This is a genomic window from Rhizobium johnstonii 3841 (genome assembly GCF_000009265.1).
In the GTDB taxonomy this organism is placed as follows: Bacteria; Pseudomonadota; Alphaproteobacteria; order Rhizobiales; family Rhizobiaceae; genus Rhizobium; species Rhizobium acaciae.
Genome location: NC_008380.1, coordinates 1,471,711 through 1,487,793 on the forward strand (window position 1 = coordinate 1,471,711; position 16,083 = coordinate 1,487,793).

At 62.4% G+C, this 16,083-nt stretch carries 19 protein-coding genes; 12 read left to right on the forward strand and 7 right to left on the reverse strand.

All coding sequences use genetic code 11. From position 1 onward, the window contains the following. Nucleotide 1: 1 nt before the first annotated feature. Nucleotides 2-394, forward strand: coding sequence for a hypothetical protein (locus tag RL_RS07350; protein ID WP_003546705.1), 393 nt, complete (start codon nucleotides 2-4; stop codon nucleotides 392-394). Between the two features lie 67 nt (nucleotides 395-461). Next, the gene (locus RL_RS40085) at nucleotides 462-632 is read left to right on the forward strand and encodes a hypothetical protein (protein WP_165422409.1); all 171 of its coding nucleotides are present in this window, start codon (nucleotides 462-464) and stop codon (nucleotides 630-632) included. A 131-nt stretch (nucleotides 633-763) separates the two neighbouring features. Here RL_RS40085 and RL_RS07355 read toward each other — a convergent pair whose 3' ends face one another. The 3 genes from RL_RS07355 to RL_RS07365 are packed head-to-tail and all read right to left on the reverse strand — an operon-like array spanning nucleotide 764 to nucleotide 3,817. Next, complete coding sequence (locus RL_RS07355; protein WP_011651117.1) at nucleotides 764-1,930, reverse strand: Gfo/Idh/MocA family protein; 1,167 nt, start codon at nucleotides 1,928-1,930, stop codon at nucleotides 764-766. A gap of 7 nt (nucleotides 1,931-1,937) precedes the next feature. Next, on the reverse strand, nucleotides 1,938-2,861 hold the full coding sequence (locus RL_RS07360; protein WP_011651118.1) for a TIM barrel protein: 924 nt from the start codon (nucleotides 2,859-2,861) through the stop codon (nucleotides 1,938-1,940). 41 nt (nucleotides 2,862-2,902) lie between these two features. Beyond that, complete coding sequence (locus tag RL_RS07365; protein WP_011651119.1) at nucleotides 2,903-3,817, reverse strand: sugar phosphate isomerase/epimerase family protein; 915 nt, start codon at nucleotides 3,815-3,817, stop codon at nucleotides 2,903-2,905. Nucleotides 3,818-4,025: 208 nt separating this feature from the next. Here RL_RS07365 and RL_RS07370 point away from each other — a divergent pair, with 208 nt between their 5' ends. Continuing rightward, nucleotides 4,026-5,027 (forward strand): LacI family DNA-binding transcriptional regulator, encoded by a 1,002-nt coding sequence (locus RL_RS07370; RefSeq protein ID WP_011651120.1) that lies wholly within the window; start codon nucleotides 4,026-4,028, stop codon nucleotides 5,025-5,027. 69 nt (nucleotides 5,028-5,096) lie between these two features. Here RL_RS07370 and RL_RS07375 read toward each other — a convergent pair whose 3' ends face one another. Further along, a complete protein-coding gene (locus RL_RS07375) occupies nucleotides 5,097-6,002 on the reverse strand; it encodes a S1C family serine protease (RefSeq protein WP_028741519.1) in 906 nt (301 codons plus the stop codon). Nucleotides 6,003-6,158: 156 nt separating this feature from the next. Beyond that, nucleotides 6,159-7,103, reverse strand: a complete 945-nt coding sequence (locus RL_RS07380) for an AraC family transcriptional regulator (RefSeq protein ID WP_011651122.1) — start codon at nucleotides 7,101-7,103, stop codon at nucleotides 6,159-6,161. Nucleotides 7,104-7,227: 124 nt separating this feature from the next. Here RL_RS07380 and RL_RS07385 point away from each other — a divergent pair, with 124 nt between their 5' ends. The 3 genes from RL_RS07385 (at nucleotide 7,228) to RL_RS07395 (ending at nucleotide 10,598) form a co-directional block, all read left to right on the forward strand. After that, nucleotides 7,228-8,187: an SDR family NAD(P)-dependent oxidoreductase gene (locus RL_RS07385; protein ID WP_011651123.1), complete on the forward strand. Its 960-nt coding sequence runs from the start codon at nucleotides 7,228-7,230 to the stop codon at nucleotides 8,185-8,187. 303 nt (nucleotides 8,188-8,490) lie between these two features. After that, nucleotides 8,491-9,894, forward strand: coding sequence for a PLP-dependent aminotransferase family protein (locus RL_RS07390; RefSeq protein WP_011651124.1), 1,404 nt, complete (start codon nucleotides 8,491-8,493; stop codon nucleotides 9,892-9,894). Nucleotides 9,895-10,229: 335 nt separating this feature from the next. Further along, nucleotides 10,230-10,598, forward strand: a complete 369-nt coding sequence (locus RL_RS07395) for a DUF983 domain-containing protein (RefSeq protein WP_003546717.1) — start codon at nucleotides 10,230-10,232, stop codon at nucleotides 10,596-10,598. Here the strand turns inward: RL_RS07395 and RL_RS07400 are convergent. Beyond that, complete coding sequence (locus RL_RS07400; protein WP_011651125.1) at nucleotides 10,568-11,494, reverse strand: LysR family transcriptional regulator; 927 nt, start codon at nucleotides 11,492-11,494, stop codon at nucleotides 10,568-10,570. The two genes, RL_RS07395 and RL_RS07400, sit on opposite strands and share 31 nt — an antisense overlap. A gap of 143 nt (nucleotides 11,495-11,637) precedes the next feature. Between RL_RS07400 and RL_RS07405 the strand changes: the two genes are divergently transcribed. The 4 genes from RL_RS07405 to RL_RS07420 all read left to right on the forward strand — a co-directional run bounded on the left by RL_RS07405 (nucleotide 11,638) and on the right by RL_RS07420 (nucleotide 14,371). After that, nucleotides 11,638-12,249, forward strand: coding sequence for a glutathione S-transferase family protein (locus RL_RS07405; protein WP_011651126.1), 612 nt, complete (start codon nucleotides 11,638-11,640; stop codon nucleotides 12,247-12,249). Between the two features lie 61 nt (nucleotides 12,250-12,310). Further along, entirely contained in the window at nucleotides 12,311-13,243 is a 933-nt protein-coding gene (locus RL_RS07410) for a pyridoxamine 5'-phosphate oxidase family protein (protein ID WP_041936234.1), read from the forward strand. An 85-nt stretch (nucleotides 13,244-13,328) separates the two neighbouring features. After that, complete coding sequence (locus tag RL_RS07415; protein WP_011651128.1) at nucleotides 13,329-13,790, forward strand: DUF1348 family protein; 462 nt, start codon at nucleotides 13,329-13,331, stop codon at nucleotides 13,788-13,790. A gap of 20 nt (nucleotides 13,791-13,810) precedes the next feature. Next, nucleotides 13,811-14,371 carry a TetR/AcrR family transcriptional regulator gene (locus tag RL_RS07420; protein WP_011651129.1) on the forward strand — a complete coding sequence of 187 codons (561 nt, stop codon included), beginning with the start codon at nucleotides 13,811-13,813 and terminating at the stop codon, nucleotides 14,369-14,371. Between the two features lie 130 nt (nucleotides 14,372-14,501). Here the strand turns inward: RL_RS07420 and RL_RS40980 are convergent, their stop codons facing one another. Beyond that, nucleotides 14,502-14,633 (reverse strand): hypothetical protein, encoded by a 132-nt coding sequence (locus RL_RS40980; RefSeq protein WP_003546730.1) that lies wholly within the window; start codon nucleotides 14,631-14,633, stop codon nucleotides 14,502-14,504. Nucleotides 14,634-14,790: 157 nt separating this feature from the next. On the opposite strand from RL_RS40980, the gene RL_RS07425 reads away from it, so the two are divergent. Next, the gene (locus RL_RS07425) at nucleotides 14,791-15,495 is read left to right on the forward strand and encodes a hypothetical protein (protein WP_011651130.1); all 705 of its coding nucleotides are present in this window, start codon (nucleotides 14,791-14,793) and stop codon (nucleotides 15,493-15,495) included. 50 nt (nucleotides 15,496-15,545) lie between these two features. Then, nucleotides 15,546-15,851: a Dabb family protein gene (locus RL_RS07430; protein ID WP_011651131.1), complete on the forward strand. Its 306-nt coding sequence runs from the start codon at nucleotides 15,546-15,548 to the stop codon at nucleotides 15,849-15,851. The last annotated feature ends 232 nt before the right edge of the window (nucleotides 15,852-16,083 follow it).

Consider the following 16,083-nt stretch of genomic DNA (forward strand, 5'->3'; position numbering starts at 1 on the left):
AATGTCCGTACAGAGCAGCAGCAAGACATCGATTACCCAGCGTTTCGACAGTTACCAGCCGTCCAAGACGCTTCTCGCCTGGGCCTGCGTCGTCACGGCGATCGCCACGATGATCATCGGCTTCAGCTGGGGAGGTTGGGTCACAGGCGGCACATCAAGCAAAGCGGCAGCCGCCGCTGGCGACACCGCACGCGGAGAACTGGCGTCGGCCATCTGCGTCGAGCGATTCAAGGCGGCGCCGGATGCGAGCGCTAAACTGATCGAGTTCAAGGCGATTACCGAAGGCTACAAACAGCGTCAGTTCGTTGAGGCCGGCGGTTGGGCGACCATGCCCGGCCAGACTTCAGCCGATAGCCGAAGTGTCCAAGGCTGCGCCACGGCGCTTGCCGTCTGACACCGTTTTTCCAGAGCGCTCCGATATATGTGCGGAGCGCTCCTACTGTTGAAGCAGGAAATGACCCATGATCCGTTTCGTGAAAAAGAGCGACCCGAAGCCAGCCGCAGAAGACGCCGGCGGCGAAAGCGTCAAGAAAGTCCCTGAGGCAGCCGCCGAGGGGCCTAAGAAAGCCGCCAACGACAGCACGCCTCGCCGCGCGCCGCAGGCGGCGGAAGATGACGACCCGCTTATCTGAGCACAGCGCCGCACCGCAGTTCACGACCTAAAGCGCGTCGCGATCTTTCGGATTCGCTCGTCGCGCTTTAGCTCTTTGTTTTTACGCATGCCGTTGTCGCAAAACCGCGGCACACTTTTGCGCGACATGCTTTAGCGATAGTCCAGCCAGACCCCGCCGGCATCGGCGGACCGTACGCAGTTTTCGACCCAGCGCACTCCTTCCAGTCCGGCGTCGACATCGGGAAAGACGAGGTCTTCGATCCCCGCAGGGCCGAGGCCGCGCTCTCTGTTGATGGCAAAGCCGAAGCGGCGATAGAGGTTCGCCCAGGCTTCGAAGAGACCTTCCGGGTGACCGCCGCCGATCCGGTCGTCGATTCTGGCCTCGGGATAGAGATAGTCCATGCCACGCTCGAGAATGCGGGCCGGTTCGCCCTGGATCTCGTAAGAGAGCTGGTTCGGCCGCTCGTCCCACCATTCGATGCTGGCCTTCGAGCCGACGATGCGGATCTTCTGGCCGTGCATGGAGCCGGCATTGACGGCGCTCGACCAGATGGTGGCGATCGCGCCATTATCATATTCCATCAGGGTCACCGCATTGTCTTCGAGCGGCGCGCGGCTTTTGACGAAGCTCTGGCGGGTGCAGAGGAGACGCCTGATCTTGAGGTGCGGCAGGATGACCTTGGCGATATAAAGCGGGTGGGTCCCGACATCGCCGAGCACATAGCTGGGACCTGCGAATTTCGGATCGACGCGCCAGCGCGTCGCGGGGTTCTGCTCCTCCACCGCAGCACTATGGAAGCCATGGGCGAATTGCAGGTTGACGATGCGGATCTCGCCGACATCGCCATTCCTGACCATCGCGCGTGCCTGCTCGATCATCTGATGGCCGGCATAACCATAGGTCACGCCGACGATACGGCCGCGCGCCTTCGAAACCGCCTTCAGCTCCTCGGCTTCGGCGGTCGTAAAGCAGAGCGGCTTTTCGCAGATCACATGCAGATCATGTTCGAGTGCTGCCTTGCAGATCGCAAAATGGGTGTTGTTGGGTGTTGCGATCGACACGGCCTCGATGCCGTCGGCCCGCCCGGCCTCAGTCGCAAACATCGCCGCATAGTCCCGGTAGCTCCTGGCTTCGTCGAGCCCAAGATCGAGGCCGAAGGCGCGGCCGCGTTCGGGATCGATATCGAAGGCGCCCGCCGCAAGGGCAAAGACGTCGTCGCGATGCGCCGCCGAGCGATGAATATAGCCGATCTGGCTGCCTCTGCCGCCGCCGACCATGCCCCAGCGGATCGGCCTTTGCCTGTCATTCGTCATCATCTTTTCCCTAAAAACCGACCGACCTGAGGTAATCGCGGCTTTGCTTCACATCTTCGAGGCTGCCGGCGACATTCCTCGGATCGCGCTCCTGCTCGACGGTGATGAAGCCGTGATAGCCGATCTCCTCGAGTGTCTGCCTGACGGCGGGGTAGTCGATGACGCCGCGGCCGATCGGGCACATCACGCCCTGTCCGCAGGCCTCGAAGAAGCGGATCTTCTCGCCAAGCACACGGTCGAAGACGGTCTGGTCGATGTCCTTGAAGTGGACGTAGTCCAGCCTGTCGGCATAGCGGCGAAGCATCTCCACGGGATCCATGCCGGCATAATAGCTATGGCCGGTGTCGAGGCAAAAGCCGGCGATCTCCTGCGGAATGTCACCTGCCACCCGCTCGATCTCATCGGCGAATTCGATATATCCGCCCGCATGCGGGTGGATGACGGCGCGCACGCCGTATTTGCGGTGAGCGAGTTCGGCGATTGCCGTGATGTTGGCGACCATCCCGGTCCAGGCCTTGTCGTCGAGACGCGGCGCATGATCCGAATGGCCGGCGGCATAGTCCCGCTCGTCGTGCCCCCAGTCCATGACCGTGAGATAGGGCGTCCTGAACCGCTGGCCCGCCACCTGTTCCGGCTGCGGCAGCCTGGTGATGACGGCGCAGATTTCCTCCGTCTGCCGCAGCAATGTCTCCCGATTTTCAGGCGAGACGAGATCGTCGAAGATCGTGCCGGCAACGATGAAGAGATTGCGTTCGGTGAGCGCCTTTGCAACGAGCGCATCATCGAGCGGCACGTAGCCGTAGGGCCCGAGTTCGAGGCCGCCGTAGCCGGCCGCCGTCGCCTCGTCGAAGACGCGCTCCCAGGCGGGAAGGTTTGGATTGTTGACGTCATCAACGCCCCAGCAGCAGGGGGCTGTCGTAATCGTGATGGTCACGGTTTTATTCCTGATAATGGGTGCCGGGCGGAGGCCGACGATCAGCCAAGTTTCCCCGGCCAGTATTTGTCGACATATTTCTGGATTTCGGAGCGCATGAAGCGGCCGGAATCATCGGCGCGCTCCTCCCAGCCGAAGACGCAGGCGGTGATGATGCCGTCGAACCCGACCGCGGCGAGCGAGGAGAAAAAGACATCCCAATTGATCTCGCCCTGGTACATATCCATGTGCTGATGGATGGTGACCTTTGCGCCCGGCGGGTTGATGATGTAGCGCAGCCCCGACGACGCCTTGTGGTTATAGGTATCGGCCACATGCACATGGGCAATCAGCGGGCCGGCATCGCGGATCATCCGCGCCATGTCGTCACCGAAATAGAAGGTGTGCGGCGCGCAATAGAGGAATTTGACGTTCTTCGAGCCGATGGTCTTCAGCATGTCGATCGCCGGATGCAGCGTCTCGCACCAGTCTTCCGGATGCGGTTCCATGTTGAGCGTGACGCCCTCGCGCTCGAACACCGGAACGAGCTCTTCGATCGAGCGCCACCAGGCAGCCTCGCTGTGCTCGTGGGTATGCGTGCCGCCGCAACAGCTGGCGCGGTGGCTGCGATCCGGCGACGGTCCGCGGCCGAATTCCGAATTCATCGTATCGCAGCCCATCTCGGCGGCGATCGCGATTGCTTCCTTCCAGTAGCGCACCGCTGCCTGCCGCTCGTCCTCATGAGGGCTCGCCCAGCGATACATCGGCAGGATCGAGGCGAGCTGGACGCCGTGATCCTTGAGGGCGGCCTTGAATTCCGCGATGCGTTCCTTGTGTGCCCGCGGGCGCACCCACCAGGGCAGAAAATCGTCGCGCGGTGAAAGCTCGATATGCTCATAGCCGAGTTCCGCCGCCTTGCGGCAGAGGTCGCGCAGGTTGAGGTGACGGTGCATATGCGGGTCGAGTGCGATCTTCATCTGGCTCCTCCGTCATCCCCCGGCGGCTTCGCGCCGGTGGATGATCCTTGATCTCGTTCGTTTCGTGCTTCCGGTGCTCCTCCCGGATTGCCAGCACGATACTGCCGCGGCGCCCCCATGCTCCAATGCTTCCTTGATCAAATTTGATCATTGACGGCGCAGCGTGCCGATGCTCTGCTGTGTCAGCTTTGGGAGCGAGTGAGCCCTGATGAAGGTGACTTTGAAGGATGTCGCAAGCCAAGCCGGCGTTGGCACCGCGACCGTCGAGCGCGTCCTCAACGGCCGCGGCGGCGTGCGGCCGGAGACGGTGGAGAAGGTCTTCCTGGCGGCAAGACGGCTTGAATACCGGCAAAGCCTGCCGGTCGTCCATCGCGGCCTGATCCGGATAGAGGTGATCCTCGTTCGTCCGGAGACCAGCTTCTATTCGCGTTTGAACCGGGCCTTCGAGCGCATTGCCGCCTCGCTCGACGACAGCATTGTCGTTCACCGCACTTTCGTCCGCGAGAACGAGCCGGCGCAATTCGCCCGCTACATCGCCAACCCGACGGCACGCCGGTCGGCGCTGATCGTGGTCGCCCCCGACCATGCCGATGTCGTCACCAGCGTGCGCAAGGCGGCCGGTCTCGGCATTCCCGTCGTTCAGATCATGACCCGTCCGGCCCCCGAACTGCCCTATGTCGGCATCGACAACTACGCTGCCGGACGCACCGCGGCTCACTACATGTCGGGCATGCTGGCGCAGCGCCCCGGTTCGTTCGTCGCTCTCTGCCACAGCGGCGCCTATGAGAACCATAAGGAGCGGATCCGCGGCTTCTCCAGCTATCTCTCAGAGAATGGTTCAAACGAGCACCGTTTCATCGAGGTCATGTTCGACCTCGATGACGAGCACAATGCCATCGAACTGCTGCACGCGGCCCTCCGGCGCGAACCCGACATCATCGGCGTCTATAGTGCAGGCGGCGACAACAAGGGTGTTGCCAGGGTGCTCGAGGCAAACAAGGCTGGGCGGCCGTTCTGGGTCGGTCACGAATTGACGGCAGAGACGCAGGGCTATCTCCGCCGCGGCATCATGTCGATCGTGCTCGACCAGGCGCCGGAGGTGCAGGCGAGACGCTCGATAGATCTTGCCCTGAACAGGCTCGGTCTCATCGAGGTGGAGGTCAGCGCCGAACCGGTGCGCTTCCTGACGATCACGCCGGAAAATCTCTGAGGCGGGATCAGGATGCCGGGCCAATCGGCTCGAATGAGCGCCAGCGGCTTTCACGACGCCGGCGCGACCTTACTGCAGCTGCGGTTTCTTAAGAAAGCTGTTGCGGTCGGCAGATTTGATGCGCAGCCAGGCTTCCCGGCCGTTCCTGAGGATCCGCATGGGAATCTCGGCACCGGCCGGGCCGCTGCTCCAGAGCTTGCGGTAGAAATCGGCCAGGCCATCGACCTCTTCGTCGCGGATCTCGGAAATGATATCGCCTTGACGCAGGCCCGCCTGAGCGGCCGGACCGCCTTCGGCCACGCTCATGACCACCACGCCGCCATTGCTTTCGGCGGAGAAGGCGCCGAGCCACGGCCGTGGCGGTCTGTTGACCTGGCCCCGGTTCAAGAGATCGTCGAGGATCGGCGGCAAAAGGTCGATCGGCACGACCATGTTGATATCGGCAACCTCGTCGCCATCGCTCATCTGCAGGCGAAGCGAACCGATGCCGAGAAGCTTGCCATCCGAACCGATCAGTGCTGCACCGCCCCATGAGGGATGGGCTGGTGCTGTGAAAATCGCCTCGTCGAGCAGATATTCCCAGTAGCCGGCAAATTCCTGCCGGGCGACGATATTTGCCTCGACGAATTCTCCGATGCCATCGGCCAGCACGACGGGATCGCCGGCCTTGGCCGTCGCCGCGTCGCCGAGATCCACCGCAGGCGCATTCAGGGGTCCAAGCGCCTGGACTAGGCCGAAGCCGCTTTCCTGATCGTAGGCAAGTGCATGGGCGGGAACCACGCGCCCGTCATGGGTCGTCAGCCAGACCTCTTCGGCCTCGGTGATGAGATAACCGATGGTCAGCACCAGCCCGTTGTCGCGAATGACCACGCCGCTGCCCTCCCGGACAGTGCCCAGCGTCTCCGCTGTGAAGGCATCTTCCGGAATGGAGGAACGGACGGCCACGACTGACCGCAAAATCGGATCGATATTCATGCTTTCATCCCGATAGACGCCGGCGCGAAAGGCCGAAATCCGGCGCATTCTTCCTTGAATAGGTAAGAGAATGGACGGCGGGTGCAAGACCGTATCGGAGGGAATTTCGGCAGGCCAACGCGCGACCTCCCTCTGATGCCTGCACCAATCAAGGTTTCACTGAGCGCCGAGACTATCTCGCATGGCACCGGCGGGCGGCTGAGCGCGACCATATTGCCGCGGCGAGCATCCCATCACTCTCTTGAAAGCGGTGCTGAATGCGCTTTCGGAGTCATAACCGAGCGACAGGGCGACACCGGCAATTGCTTCGGCCGAGCTTGTCAATCGGTCACCCGCGAGAAGCATGCGCCAGCGCGTCAGATAATCCATCGGCGCCAGCCCGACCTTTTCCTTGAAGTGGAGAGCAAAACTGGACCGGGACATCGAGGCCCGTTCAGCCAGCGACTGCAAGGTCCACTTGCGGGCCGGATCGGCATGCAGGGCACCGATAGCCGCGCCGATCCGCCGGTCGGTAAGCGCGAAAAGCCAGCCGACGCCGCGCGCATTCGGCGATGCGATATGGAGGCGCAACACCTGCATGAGCATGACATGAGCAAAATGCTCCGCCATCAGAAAGCCACCTGGCTGCTGGTCGCGCAATTCGCGCGTCATCCGATCGAGGCACCAGCGCAGCACGGTGGCGTGATCGGAATCCCTCTTCACATGGACGATCGGCGGCAGGATTCCGAGAAGGATGTCCGAATTTCCTCCCGAAAAGGAAAAACGGCTGCCGATCAGGAAGAAATCGCCGCCGCCGTTGCAAGTCGCAATGCCGTCGCGGGCGACCGAATAGATCGCATCGGACTGGATCGCTTCCAGAGCCGGATCGCTGGCGAGACGAAAGGCTCGGCGGCTGGTCAGCAGAAAGCAGTCGCTTTCCTCCAGGCGGACAGCTTCGGGGACGCCATCGACGCTCAGCCAGCAGGCGCCTGAAATCACCGCGTTGAACTTGATGCCATCAGGGGGCGGAAAATCGATCGCCCAAGCGCCGCCAGCGTCAAGCCCCGCGGAAACATAGCTGCGCGGTTTGAGCAATGCGAGAACATCGGATAACGGGTCCATGTAAAAATCCGGACGATGGCGAAGAGATGTCGGACTTTAGCGCATGGATCGTCTGGAGACCACGCCCTATTCTCGCGAGCGTCATCCAGTGCGACAGCAACGCCGCAGAACAAAGGTAATTATCATGAGTGACAAACAAGTCCCCATCGGCTCCGGATTTGGAGCCCACACGACGGCCGACGAGGTTCTGGCCGGTCTCGATCTTTCCGGCAAGCGCGTCATCGTCACCGGCGGCCATTCCGGCCTCGGGCTCGAAACCACGCGCGCTCTGGCGGGCGCCGGCGCTCAGGTGACGATCGGCGCAAGGAGCATCGAGGCGGCGCGTAGGGCCGTGGCCGGTATCGATGGCGTAGAGATTGACCGGCTCGACCTTTCCGACCTCGAAAGCGTTCGCGTCTTTGCCGAGCGGTTTGTCGCGTCTGGCCGCAGCATCGACATCCTGATCAACAGCGCCGGCATCATGGCCTGCCCGGAAACGCGTGTCGGCGACGGATGGGAGGCACAGTTCGCGACCAATCATCTCGGCCATTTCGCCTTGGTCAACCGCCTTTGGCCGGCGATCTCGCCCGGCGCTCGCATCGTTGCGGTTTCCTCCGGTGGCCATCACAACTCGGCCATACGATGGGAGGATGTGCAGTTCGAGACCGGTTACGACAAATGGCGGGCCTACGGCCAGTCGAAGACCGCCAACGCACTTTTCGCCGTGCATCTGGACAGGCTCGGGCGCGACACCGACATCCGCGCCTTCTCGCTGCACCCGGGCAAGATCTTTACCCCCTTGCAGCGCCATCTCGCAAAGGAGGAAATGGTCAGTGCCGGCTGGATCGATGCGGATGGCAACCCGATTGATCCGACATTCAAGACGCCAGCCCAGGGGGCAGCGACGCAGGTTTGGGCGGCGACCTCGCCGCAACTCGACGGTATGGGAGGCCTCTATTGCGAGGACTGCGATATCGCCATCCGCGCAACGGATGGAGCACCCGGCGGCGTCAGCGACCATGCAGCCGATCCCGAGGAGGCGGCACGCCTGTGGATCTTGTCGGCAAGGCTGACCGGCATTGACGCTTTCGCGGCGCACGCCTGACGCCATAGCGCGCGGCAAACCCTCGTCAATGCGCGCTGAAGATGCAGCCGATTGTCTTACCGTCCTCGCGCCTCAGCCGGGCCTTCTCGGGTGAAAGCGCCATTGGCGCGCACGCTGGCGAAATCGGCCTGCGACAGCGCGGTCGCCGTGCCGGATTGTATTTGCGCAGATAGCAGTCAAGTCCGGCGACAATCCGTCCTGCGTCGTTCTCCGGACTTGGCGCGCGACATTTTTCGTGACAGCGGCAGTGTGCAACAATATACGGTCAATCTCATCAGGAATCAGACCGACACGGATCACGACATGAAAGACTGGCATCCCGATCTCAGCCGCAGCAGCAGTCCGCGTTATATGGCGATCGCCGATGTGATCGAAATGGATCTGCGCAGCGGGCATCTGGTGGTTGGGGACCGGCTGCCGCCGCAACGTGAACTCGCCAAGCGGCTGAATGTCGATTTCACGACGGTGGCGAGAGGTTATGTCGAGGCGCAGAAGCGCGGGCTTGTCGATTCGCATGTCGGTCGAGGCACCTTCGTCACCGGTGGCGCGGACAAGGAGCGCCAGGGATTCGCGCCCGACGCCGCGCCCGATCCCCGCCGCGCCTCCATCGTCGATTTCTCGATGAACATGCCGCCGGAAACGGACGACCCGGAGCTGATCGCCCGCATGCGCGAGGGCATGTCGGCGGTGACGGCGAACCTCATTCCGCTTCTGCGCTACCAGGGCTTCGGCGGCTCCAGCATGGACAAGGAGGCTGCCGCCTCCTGGCTCAGCCGTCGCGGGCTGGTGCCCTCGCAGGAACGCATCTTCGTCACACCCGGCGCCCATCCGGCCCTGCTGGCGATCTTCGGCCTGCTGGCAAAGCCGGGCGAAACCGTGCTTTCGGAAATCATCACCTATCCCGGCATGCGCTCGATCGCCGCCCAGCTGCGGCTCAATCTGGCCGGTCTGCCGATGGACGAGGACGGTATCCTGCCGGACGCCTTTGCCGAGGCCTGCGAGAGATTGAAGCCGAAGGCGCTCTATCTCAATCCGACGCTGCAGAACCCGACGACGCTGACCATTCCGGCCAGGCGCCGCGAGGAGATCTGCGCCGTTGCCCGCAAATATCACGTGCCGATCGTCGAGGACGATGCCTATGGGTTCATTCCGCAGCACGGCCCGGCGCCGCTCGCCGCAACAGCGCCCGATCTGACCTGGCATATCGGCGGACTGGCGAAATGCATCGGCGCGGGTCTGCGACTTGCCTATGTCGTGGCGCCTGATAGCAAGGCCGTGTGGCCCTTCGTCAGCGCCATGCGCGCCAACAATGTCATGGCCTCGCCACTGACCGTGGCGCTCGCCACCCGCTGGATCGAGGACGGCACCGCCGATACGATCCTGCGTTTCATCCGTGCCGAGGCCGCCGCCCGCCAGCAAATGGTCGCCGCCATTCTGCCGGCCGGCAGCTACCGCGCCGATCCGATCAGTTTCAACATCTGGCTGCCGCTCTCCAACGGCTGGACCCGCTCCACCTTCGGCAGCCATACCCGCTCTTCCGGCATCGGCGTCGTGGCAAGCGATGCCTTCACGGTCGAGGGCACGGCACCCGAGGCCGTGCGTGTCTGCCTTGGCGGACCGATCACCCGGGAGAAACTGCAGGGCGCACTGGAATTCATGGCCCATGCGCTGGAAGGCCCGCCGGAAATGGCGGCGTCGTTCTTCTGACGCGGAACCCAGCTCCGGGCTGGTCAGGCACGGACGAAAGCCGGAGGCGGTCGAGATCAGCTCGGTCGCGCCCAGATCTATCCCGGCATGGGCGAAGCGTAACCGTCACGTTCACCACCACGTTCACGTCTGATTCGCTCAGGCTGCCAGGCCTGGCTGCGGCCCCAAATGCTGCTTGATAAATCTGCAGTCAGCTTGCTGCCGGCATGCGCTGGGGAGCTCTGCGGCATTCTGGCAAATTGACTGGTAATTTCCCTATAATGTAATTATATTGAATGCAGTCATTGTAGATATTGATTGTATCAGTGTTTGCGGAGCAAGAAAGCGAGATTGTCATGGACACGGAATATCCCCCACTTCCTCCGATGCAGACCGGCATCAAGGGACGCTGCCCGCGCTGCGGCCAGGGCCATATGTTCAAGGGCTTCCTGACGTTACGGCCGGAATGCGAGGTCTGCGGTCTCGATTATTCCTTCGCCGATCCGGCCGACGGTCCGGCCTTCTTCGTCATCTGCTTCGCCTGCATCCCAAGCGTGCTGCTCGGCGTCTGGCTGGAGGTGGCCTTTTCGGCGCCGATCTGGGTGCAGCTTCTGGTCACCGGCCCCTTCATGCTCGCCACCTGCATTCCGCCGCTGCGGCCGCTGAAGGGCTGGCTGGTGGCCAGCCAGTATTTCTACAAGGCGGAAGAGGGTAAGCTTGCCTGAGACCTGTTCAGCGTCGCGCGCAGGCGCGGCGTCGCGAAATCGAGCAGCGCCCGCAGTTTCAGGGGCACCAGTCCCTGCGCGGGATAGACGAGATGCACCGGGGCCGGCGGCGGTTCGAAATCTTGGAGCAGCGGCACCAGCAACCCGGCCATCTCGGCGCGTGCGGCCTGGTAGGAGAGCACGCGGGTGATGCCGAGGCCGGCGACAGCCGCATCGACCGCGGCCTCGGCGGTGTTGACGGCAAGCCGCGAGCGGATCGGCACCGCCAGATCATGTTTCCCCTCGGTGAATGTCCAGCTCAGCATCGAGGCCATGCCCTCGAAGGTGACGCAGTCATGCCCGGCAAGATCGCCTGGATGCGGGGGTAGGGTGTGCCGCGTCAGATAATCCGGGCTGGCATAGACGGTGCGGCGGATCGCGCCGAGCCTTGTGGCGATCAGGTTGCTGTCCGGCAGGTTGCCGATCCTCAGCGCCACGTCGATGTGATCCTCGACGAGGTTCGACAGCCGGTCGCCAAGCATCAGCCGCAGATTGATATCGGGATAGGCTTTCAGGAAATCCACCACGACAGGCAAGACATGCAGCCGACCGAAGACGATCGGCGCGGTCATCGTCAGTTCACCCTTCGGGGCGCTGTATTCGCCGGCCGCCGTCCGCTCCGCCTCTTCCACCCGATCGAGAATTTCCCGTGCCGCCTCGACATAGGAGCGGCCGGCCTCAGTCAGCGTGATCTTCCGGTTGCTCCGTTGCAGAAGCTGGGCGTTGAGATGTGCTTCCAGTTCTGAAACCTTGCGGCTGACGGTTGCGAGCGGCGATCGCAGATGCCGTGAGGCGGCCGACAGGCTGCCCTGTTCGACGACGGCAAGAAGCACAGTCATGGCGTCGAGGCGGTCCATTCTATCCTTCCATGAATTGGTAACATGCCTTCCAGATTAGCATTCTACTGCAGTCAGATGGAAGGCAGTAAATTACGCAGCAGATGGTTCGAAGCGGCCATCGCCAACCGCGTCCCGTCGATCGGAAGACCAGAGGAACCATCATGAAACTCTACCATCACCCGCTTTCCGGCCATGCCCACCGGGCTCACCTGTTCCTGTCGCTGCTTGGCGTACCCTATGAACTGGTCGAGGTCGACCTGGCGGCTGGCGCTCACAAGGCGCCGGACTTTCTGAAGCTCAATCCCTTTGGCCAGGTGCCGGTGCTCGACGACAATGGCACGGTCATTGCCGATTCCTCCGCCATCCTCGTCTATCTCGCGCGCAAATACGGCCGCACCGACTGGCTGCCGGAAGAGGCGGTGGCCGCGGCGCGGATACAGAAATGGCTCTCGGTTGCATCAGGCGAGATCGCCTATGGGCCATGCGCTGCGCGCCTGGTCACCGTCTTCGGCGCCGATTTCCGTGCCGACGAGGTGATTGCCCGAGCGCATCGCATTCTCGCGCTGATCGAGGCCGAACTCCAAGGCCGCAGCTTCCTGCTCGGCGACAATCCTGTGATCGCCGACGTGGCGCTCTACAGCTACATCGCCAATGCGCCGGAAGGCAATGTCGATATCTCGGCCTATCCAAGCGTTCGTGCCTGGCTTGCGAGCATCGAGGCGCTGCCGGGTTTCGTCGGTTTTCGCAAGACCAAGATCGGCCTTGCCGCGTGACAAGTCGCCGGGGCAGGGACGCTGCCCCGGTTCCCAAAATGCTGCCTTGAAGGAGGCCGTGATGCTGGAACAGACAAGACAGGACGCCACATCGCCCTGGCATGCGGGCGAACTCGCCATGCAGCGCAGTGTCGGTGTCGCCGAACGCATGGACGGGCCGGGCCGGAATTTCGTCCGCAAGGCCATGCCGGAGCAGCATCGCGCCTTCTTTCCGATGCTGCCTTTCGTCGTGCTCGGCGCGGTCGATGCCAAGGGCGATGTCTGGGCAACGGTGCGGGCCGAGCGCCCCGGTTTCATGGTCTCACCGGAGCCGGAGATTCTCGAGGTCCGCCTGCCGCGCGACGCGGCCGATCCTGCCGATGCCGGCATGGAGGATGGCGACGCAATCGGAATGCTCGGCATCCAGCTCGAGACGCGGCGGCGCAACCGGCTGAACGGCGTGATCCGCAGGACGGATCCTGGAGCTTTCCAGGTGCACGTCGGCCAGAGCTTCGGCAATTGCCCGCAATATATCCAGCTTCGCTCTTCCGCCTTCGTCCGCGATCCCGATGTGCCCACAGCGATGCCGCCGCTTCACTCTGGCCAACTCGACGATCGGGCGCTAGGGATGATTGAGGGTGCGGATACCTTCTTTGTCGCCTCCTATGTCGACCGGGAGAATGACGAGCGGCAGGTGGACGTGTCCCATCGCGGCGGCAATGCCGGCTTCGTGCGTGTCGGCGCCGACGGCGTGCTGACCGTTCCAGACTTTCCCGGCAATCGGTTTTTCAACACGCTGGGCAATTTCCTCGTCAATCCGAAGGCGGGGCTGGTCTTCATCGATTTCGAAACCGGCGACGTGTTGCAGATGACGGGCAGGGTCGAGGTGCTGCTGGATTCGCCCGAGGTCGCCAGCTTTCAACGGGCGGAACGGCTGTGGCGTTTCACGCCGGAAGAGATCGTGCTTCGCCCGGATGCCCTGCCGCTGCGGTGGAGCCTGCCTCCCGGCCTTTGAGAAATGTCGCCTCGAAGCGGCTTGCCAATCATTGTACCGAACGGTACAATGATAACCGTTCAGTACAGGAGCGCCCGGAGAACCTATGTCCAGCCTCGTCCCGCCTTTTACCCTTGAGACCGCCACCCAGAAAGTCCGTCTTGCCGAGGACGGCTGGAACAGCCGTAATCCCGAGCGCGTCTCGCTCGTTTATACGCCGGACAGCCGCTGGCGGAACCGTGCCGAATTCATCACCGGCCGCGCCGAGATCGTCGCCTTCCTCACCCGCAAATGGGCAAAGGAACTGGATTACCGGTTGATCAAGGAGATCTGGGCCTTCACCGATCATCGCATCGCCGTGCGCTTCGCCTATGAATGGCACGATGACAGCGGCAACTGGTTCCGCTCCTATGGCAACGAGAACTGGGAATTCGACGCCGCCGGTTTGATGCAGCGCCGCTTCGCCTGCATCAACGACCTGCCGATCCGCGAATCGGAACGCAAGTACCATTGGCCGCTCGGCCGGCGGCCGGACGAGCATCCCGGTCTGACCGAGCTCGGCCTCTGATCAAGCCAAGGAAGCCGCGGGTGAAGACCGTCTACGAACGCGCCGACATCGTACCGTTGCTCGCCGAAATCTTCCGCGAGCTCGGTTATGAGGGCACGTCGCTCAGCCGCATCACCGAACGCACCGGCATCGGCAAGGGCAGCCTTTACCATTTTTTCCCCGGCGGCAAGCAGGAGATGGCGGGCGCCGTGCTCGCCGATGTCGATGGCTGGTTCGAACATGCGATCTATCAGCCGCTGAGAAAGGACGACGCCAGTGAGGCGATCGCGGCAATGTGGACGAATGTGAACGATTACTTCCGCTCCGGCCGCCGCATCTGCCTCGTCGGCGCCTTCGCGCTTGACGAGACCCGCGAGCGGTTTTCGGCAGAGATCGGCGATTATTTTATCCGCTGGATCGACGCCTTGCGGTCAGCGCTGATGCGGGCAGGCTGCTCTGAGGGGGAGGCGCAAACGCTCGCCGAGGAGGGCGTCGCGGGTATTCAGGGCGCGCTGGTGCTATCGCGTGCGCTGGACGACAGGATGGTTTTCACCCGGTCCTTGGACACGCTGGCGAAACGGTTTGATTCTGTGATGCGATGAGGGGCGGTCAAACCGCTGGGACGTTTATTGTACCTATGAAAAAATTCACCCGGCCACGAGTGACTGGCCGGGGCATTGATCGGGCGCTGCACGGCGCTCGAGCTTACATCGGTAGCGTTTTGCGTCTATTTCAGCGTTGTTGTTGAGGCTGCTGGGCCGGGCGCGTATTTTCCCGTTCAGGGCGAACCTGGCGCCATTCGTTTTCCATCTGATCGACGACATGCTGGGGAATGGTGGTTTGGCTATTGGCGGGCGTCTGCATCGGAAGTCTCCTCTGTTCGTGGTAAGGCTTCGGGGCAAGAAGATGCATTGCATAAGACAAAAGGCGTGTAAATCAGTGGCTTAAACACTTTAAACGATTAAATGGAATTTAATCGATTAAGACGGTTTTAACCATGATATTTCGAGGGAAGCGCGGAATGGTTGTCCACATGGACCGGGCATTCTTTTTCGATACGGTACGGCGCCGACTCTTCAAGGGAAACCTGACTCAGCCTCAGGTAGTGGGCATGACGGCGATTCTCGACGCCTGGGAAGAACGGTTTGCCGATGCCGACCGGCGGTGGCTCGCCTATATCCTCGCAACCGCTTATCACGAGACTGCCTATACGATGCAGCCGGTGCGTGAGACGCTGGCGGAAAGCGATGCGCGCGCGGTCGAGATCCTTGAGACGGCCTTTGCCGCAGGCCGGCTCTCCTGGGTGAAGACGCCCTACTGGCGGCCGGACGAGGATGGTCGCAGCTGGCTCGGACGCGGCCTGGTGCAGCTCACCCACAAGCGGAACTACGAGGCGATGAGTGTGCTGACGGGGATCGACCTTGTTGCCGATCCCGACCGGGCGATGGAGATGGATGCGGCGGTGACGATCCTGATCGAAGGCATGCTGCAGGGCAGCTTTACCGGCCACAAGCTCGCCGATCACCTGAACGCGACGACCGCGGACTGGGTGAATGCGCGCCGCACCGTCAATGGCACCGACCGGGCGGAAAAGCTCGCCGCCTATGCCATGATCTTCGATGCGGCGATACGTCCCGATGCGGCCCATGGCATGCTCGCGCGGTTGAAGGCCTGGGGCGCGCATGTTATCGCCCGGCTGACAGCTGGAGTGCGGCGCGTCCGATAGGATGCGCCAAGGTCGCTCCATCATTTTATACATCTGACAGGAGCTTCCGCGTGATCCGTCATATCGTCTTCTTCACCGTGCAGGAGGAACATCTGCAGGAGGTGAGGGCCGGGCTTTCGATTTTGACCGGCATTCCGCATGCGCGGCTGCTGGAAATCGGCACCAATGTGAAGACCGATCAGTTGGGCACCGAGATCGATCTCGTAGTCTATGGCGAATTCGACGACGAAGCGGCCCTTGCCGCTTACAAGGCGCATCCCGATTATCAGCTCTCGATCGATCGCGTGCGGCCGCTCCGGGAAAAGCGCATCGCCGCCGACTACGACAACCGCATGGCGGTGACGCAGCCGCTCTGAATTGCGAAAGCGTTCGGCCACGCTGTATTCCATTGAAATCTCAAATGGATGAATGATTGTCCGGATTCGGATCGCTGCGAAGCTGACTCAACTTCCGAACCACCGGACTCAACTTTCGAAAAAGCGGCGGCAAGCGATTCTAAAGATTCGTCAAAACCGGCTGCGGGTTCATGGTCAGGTTGCCCCGGCGGCTGCGGCGTGGACGGAAAGCCGCTCTCGCCCATGCGTGGAT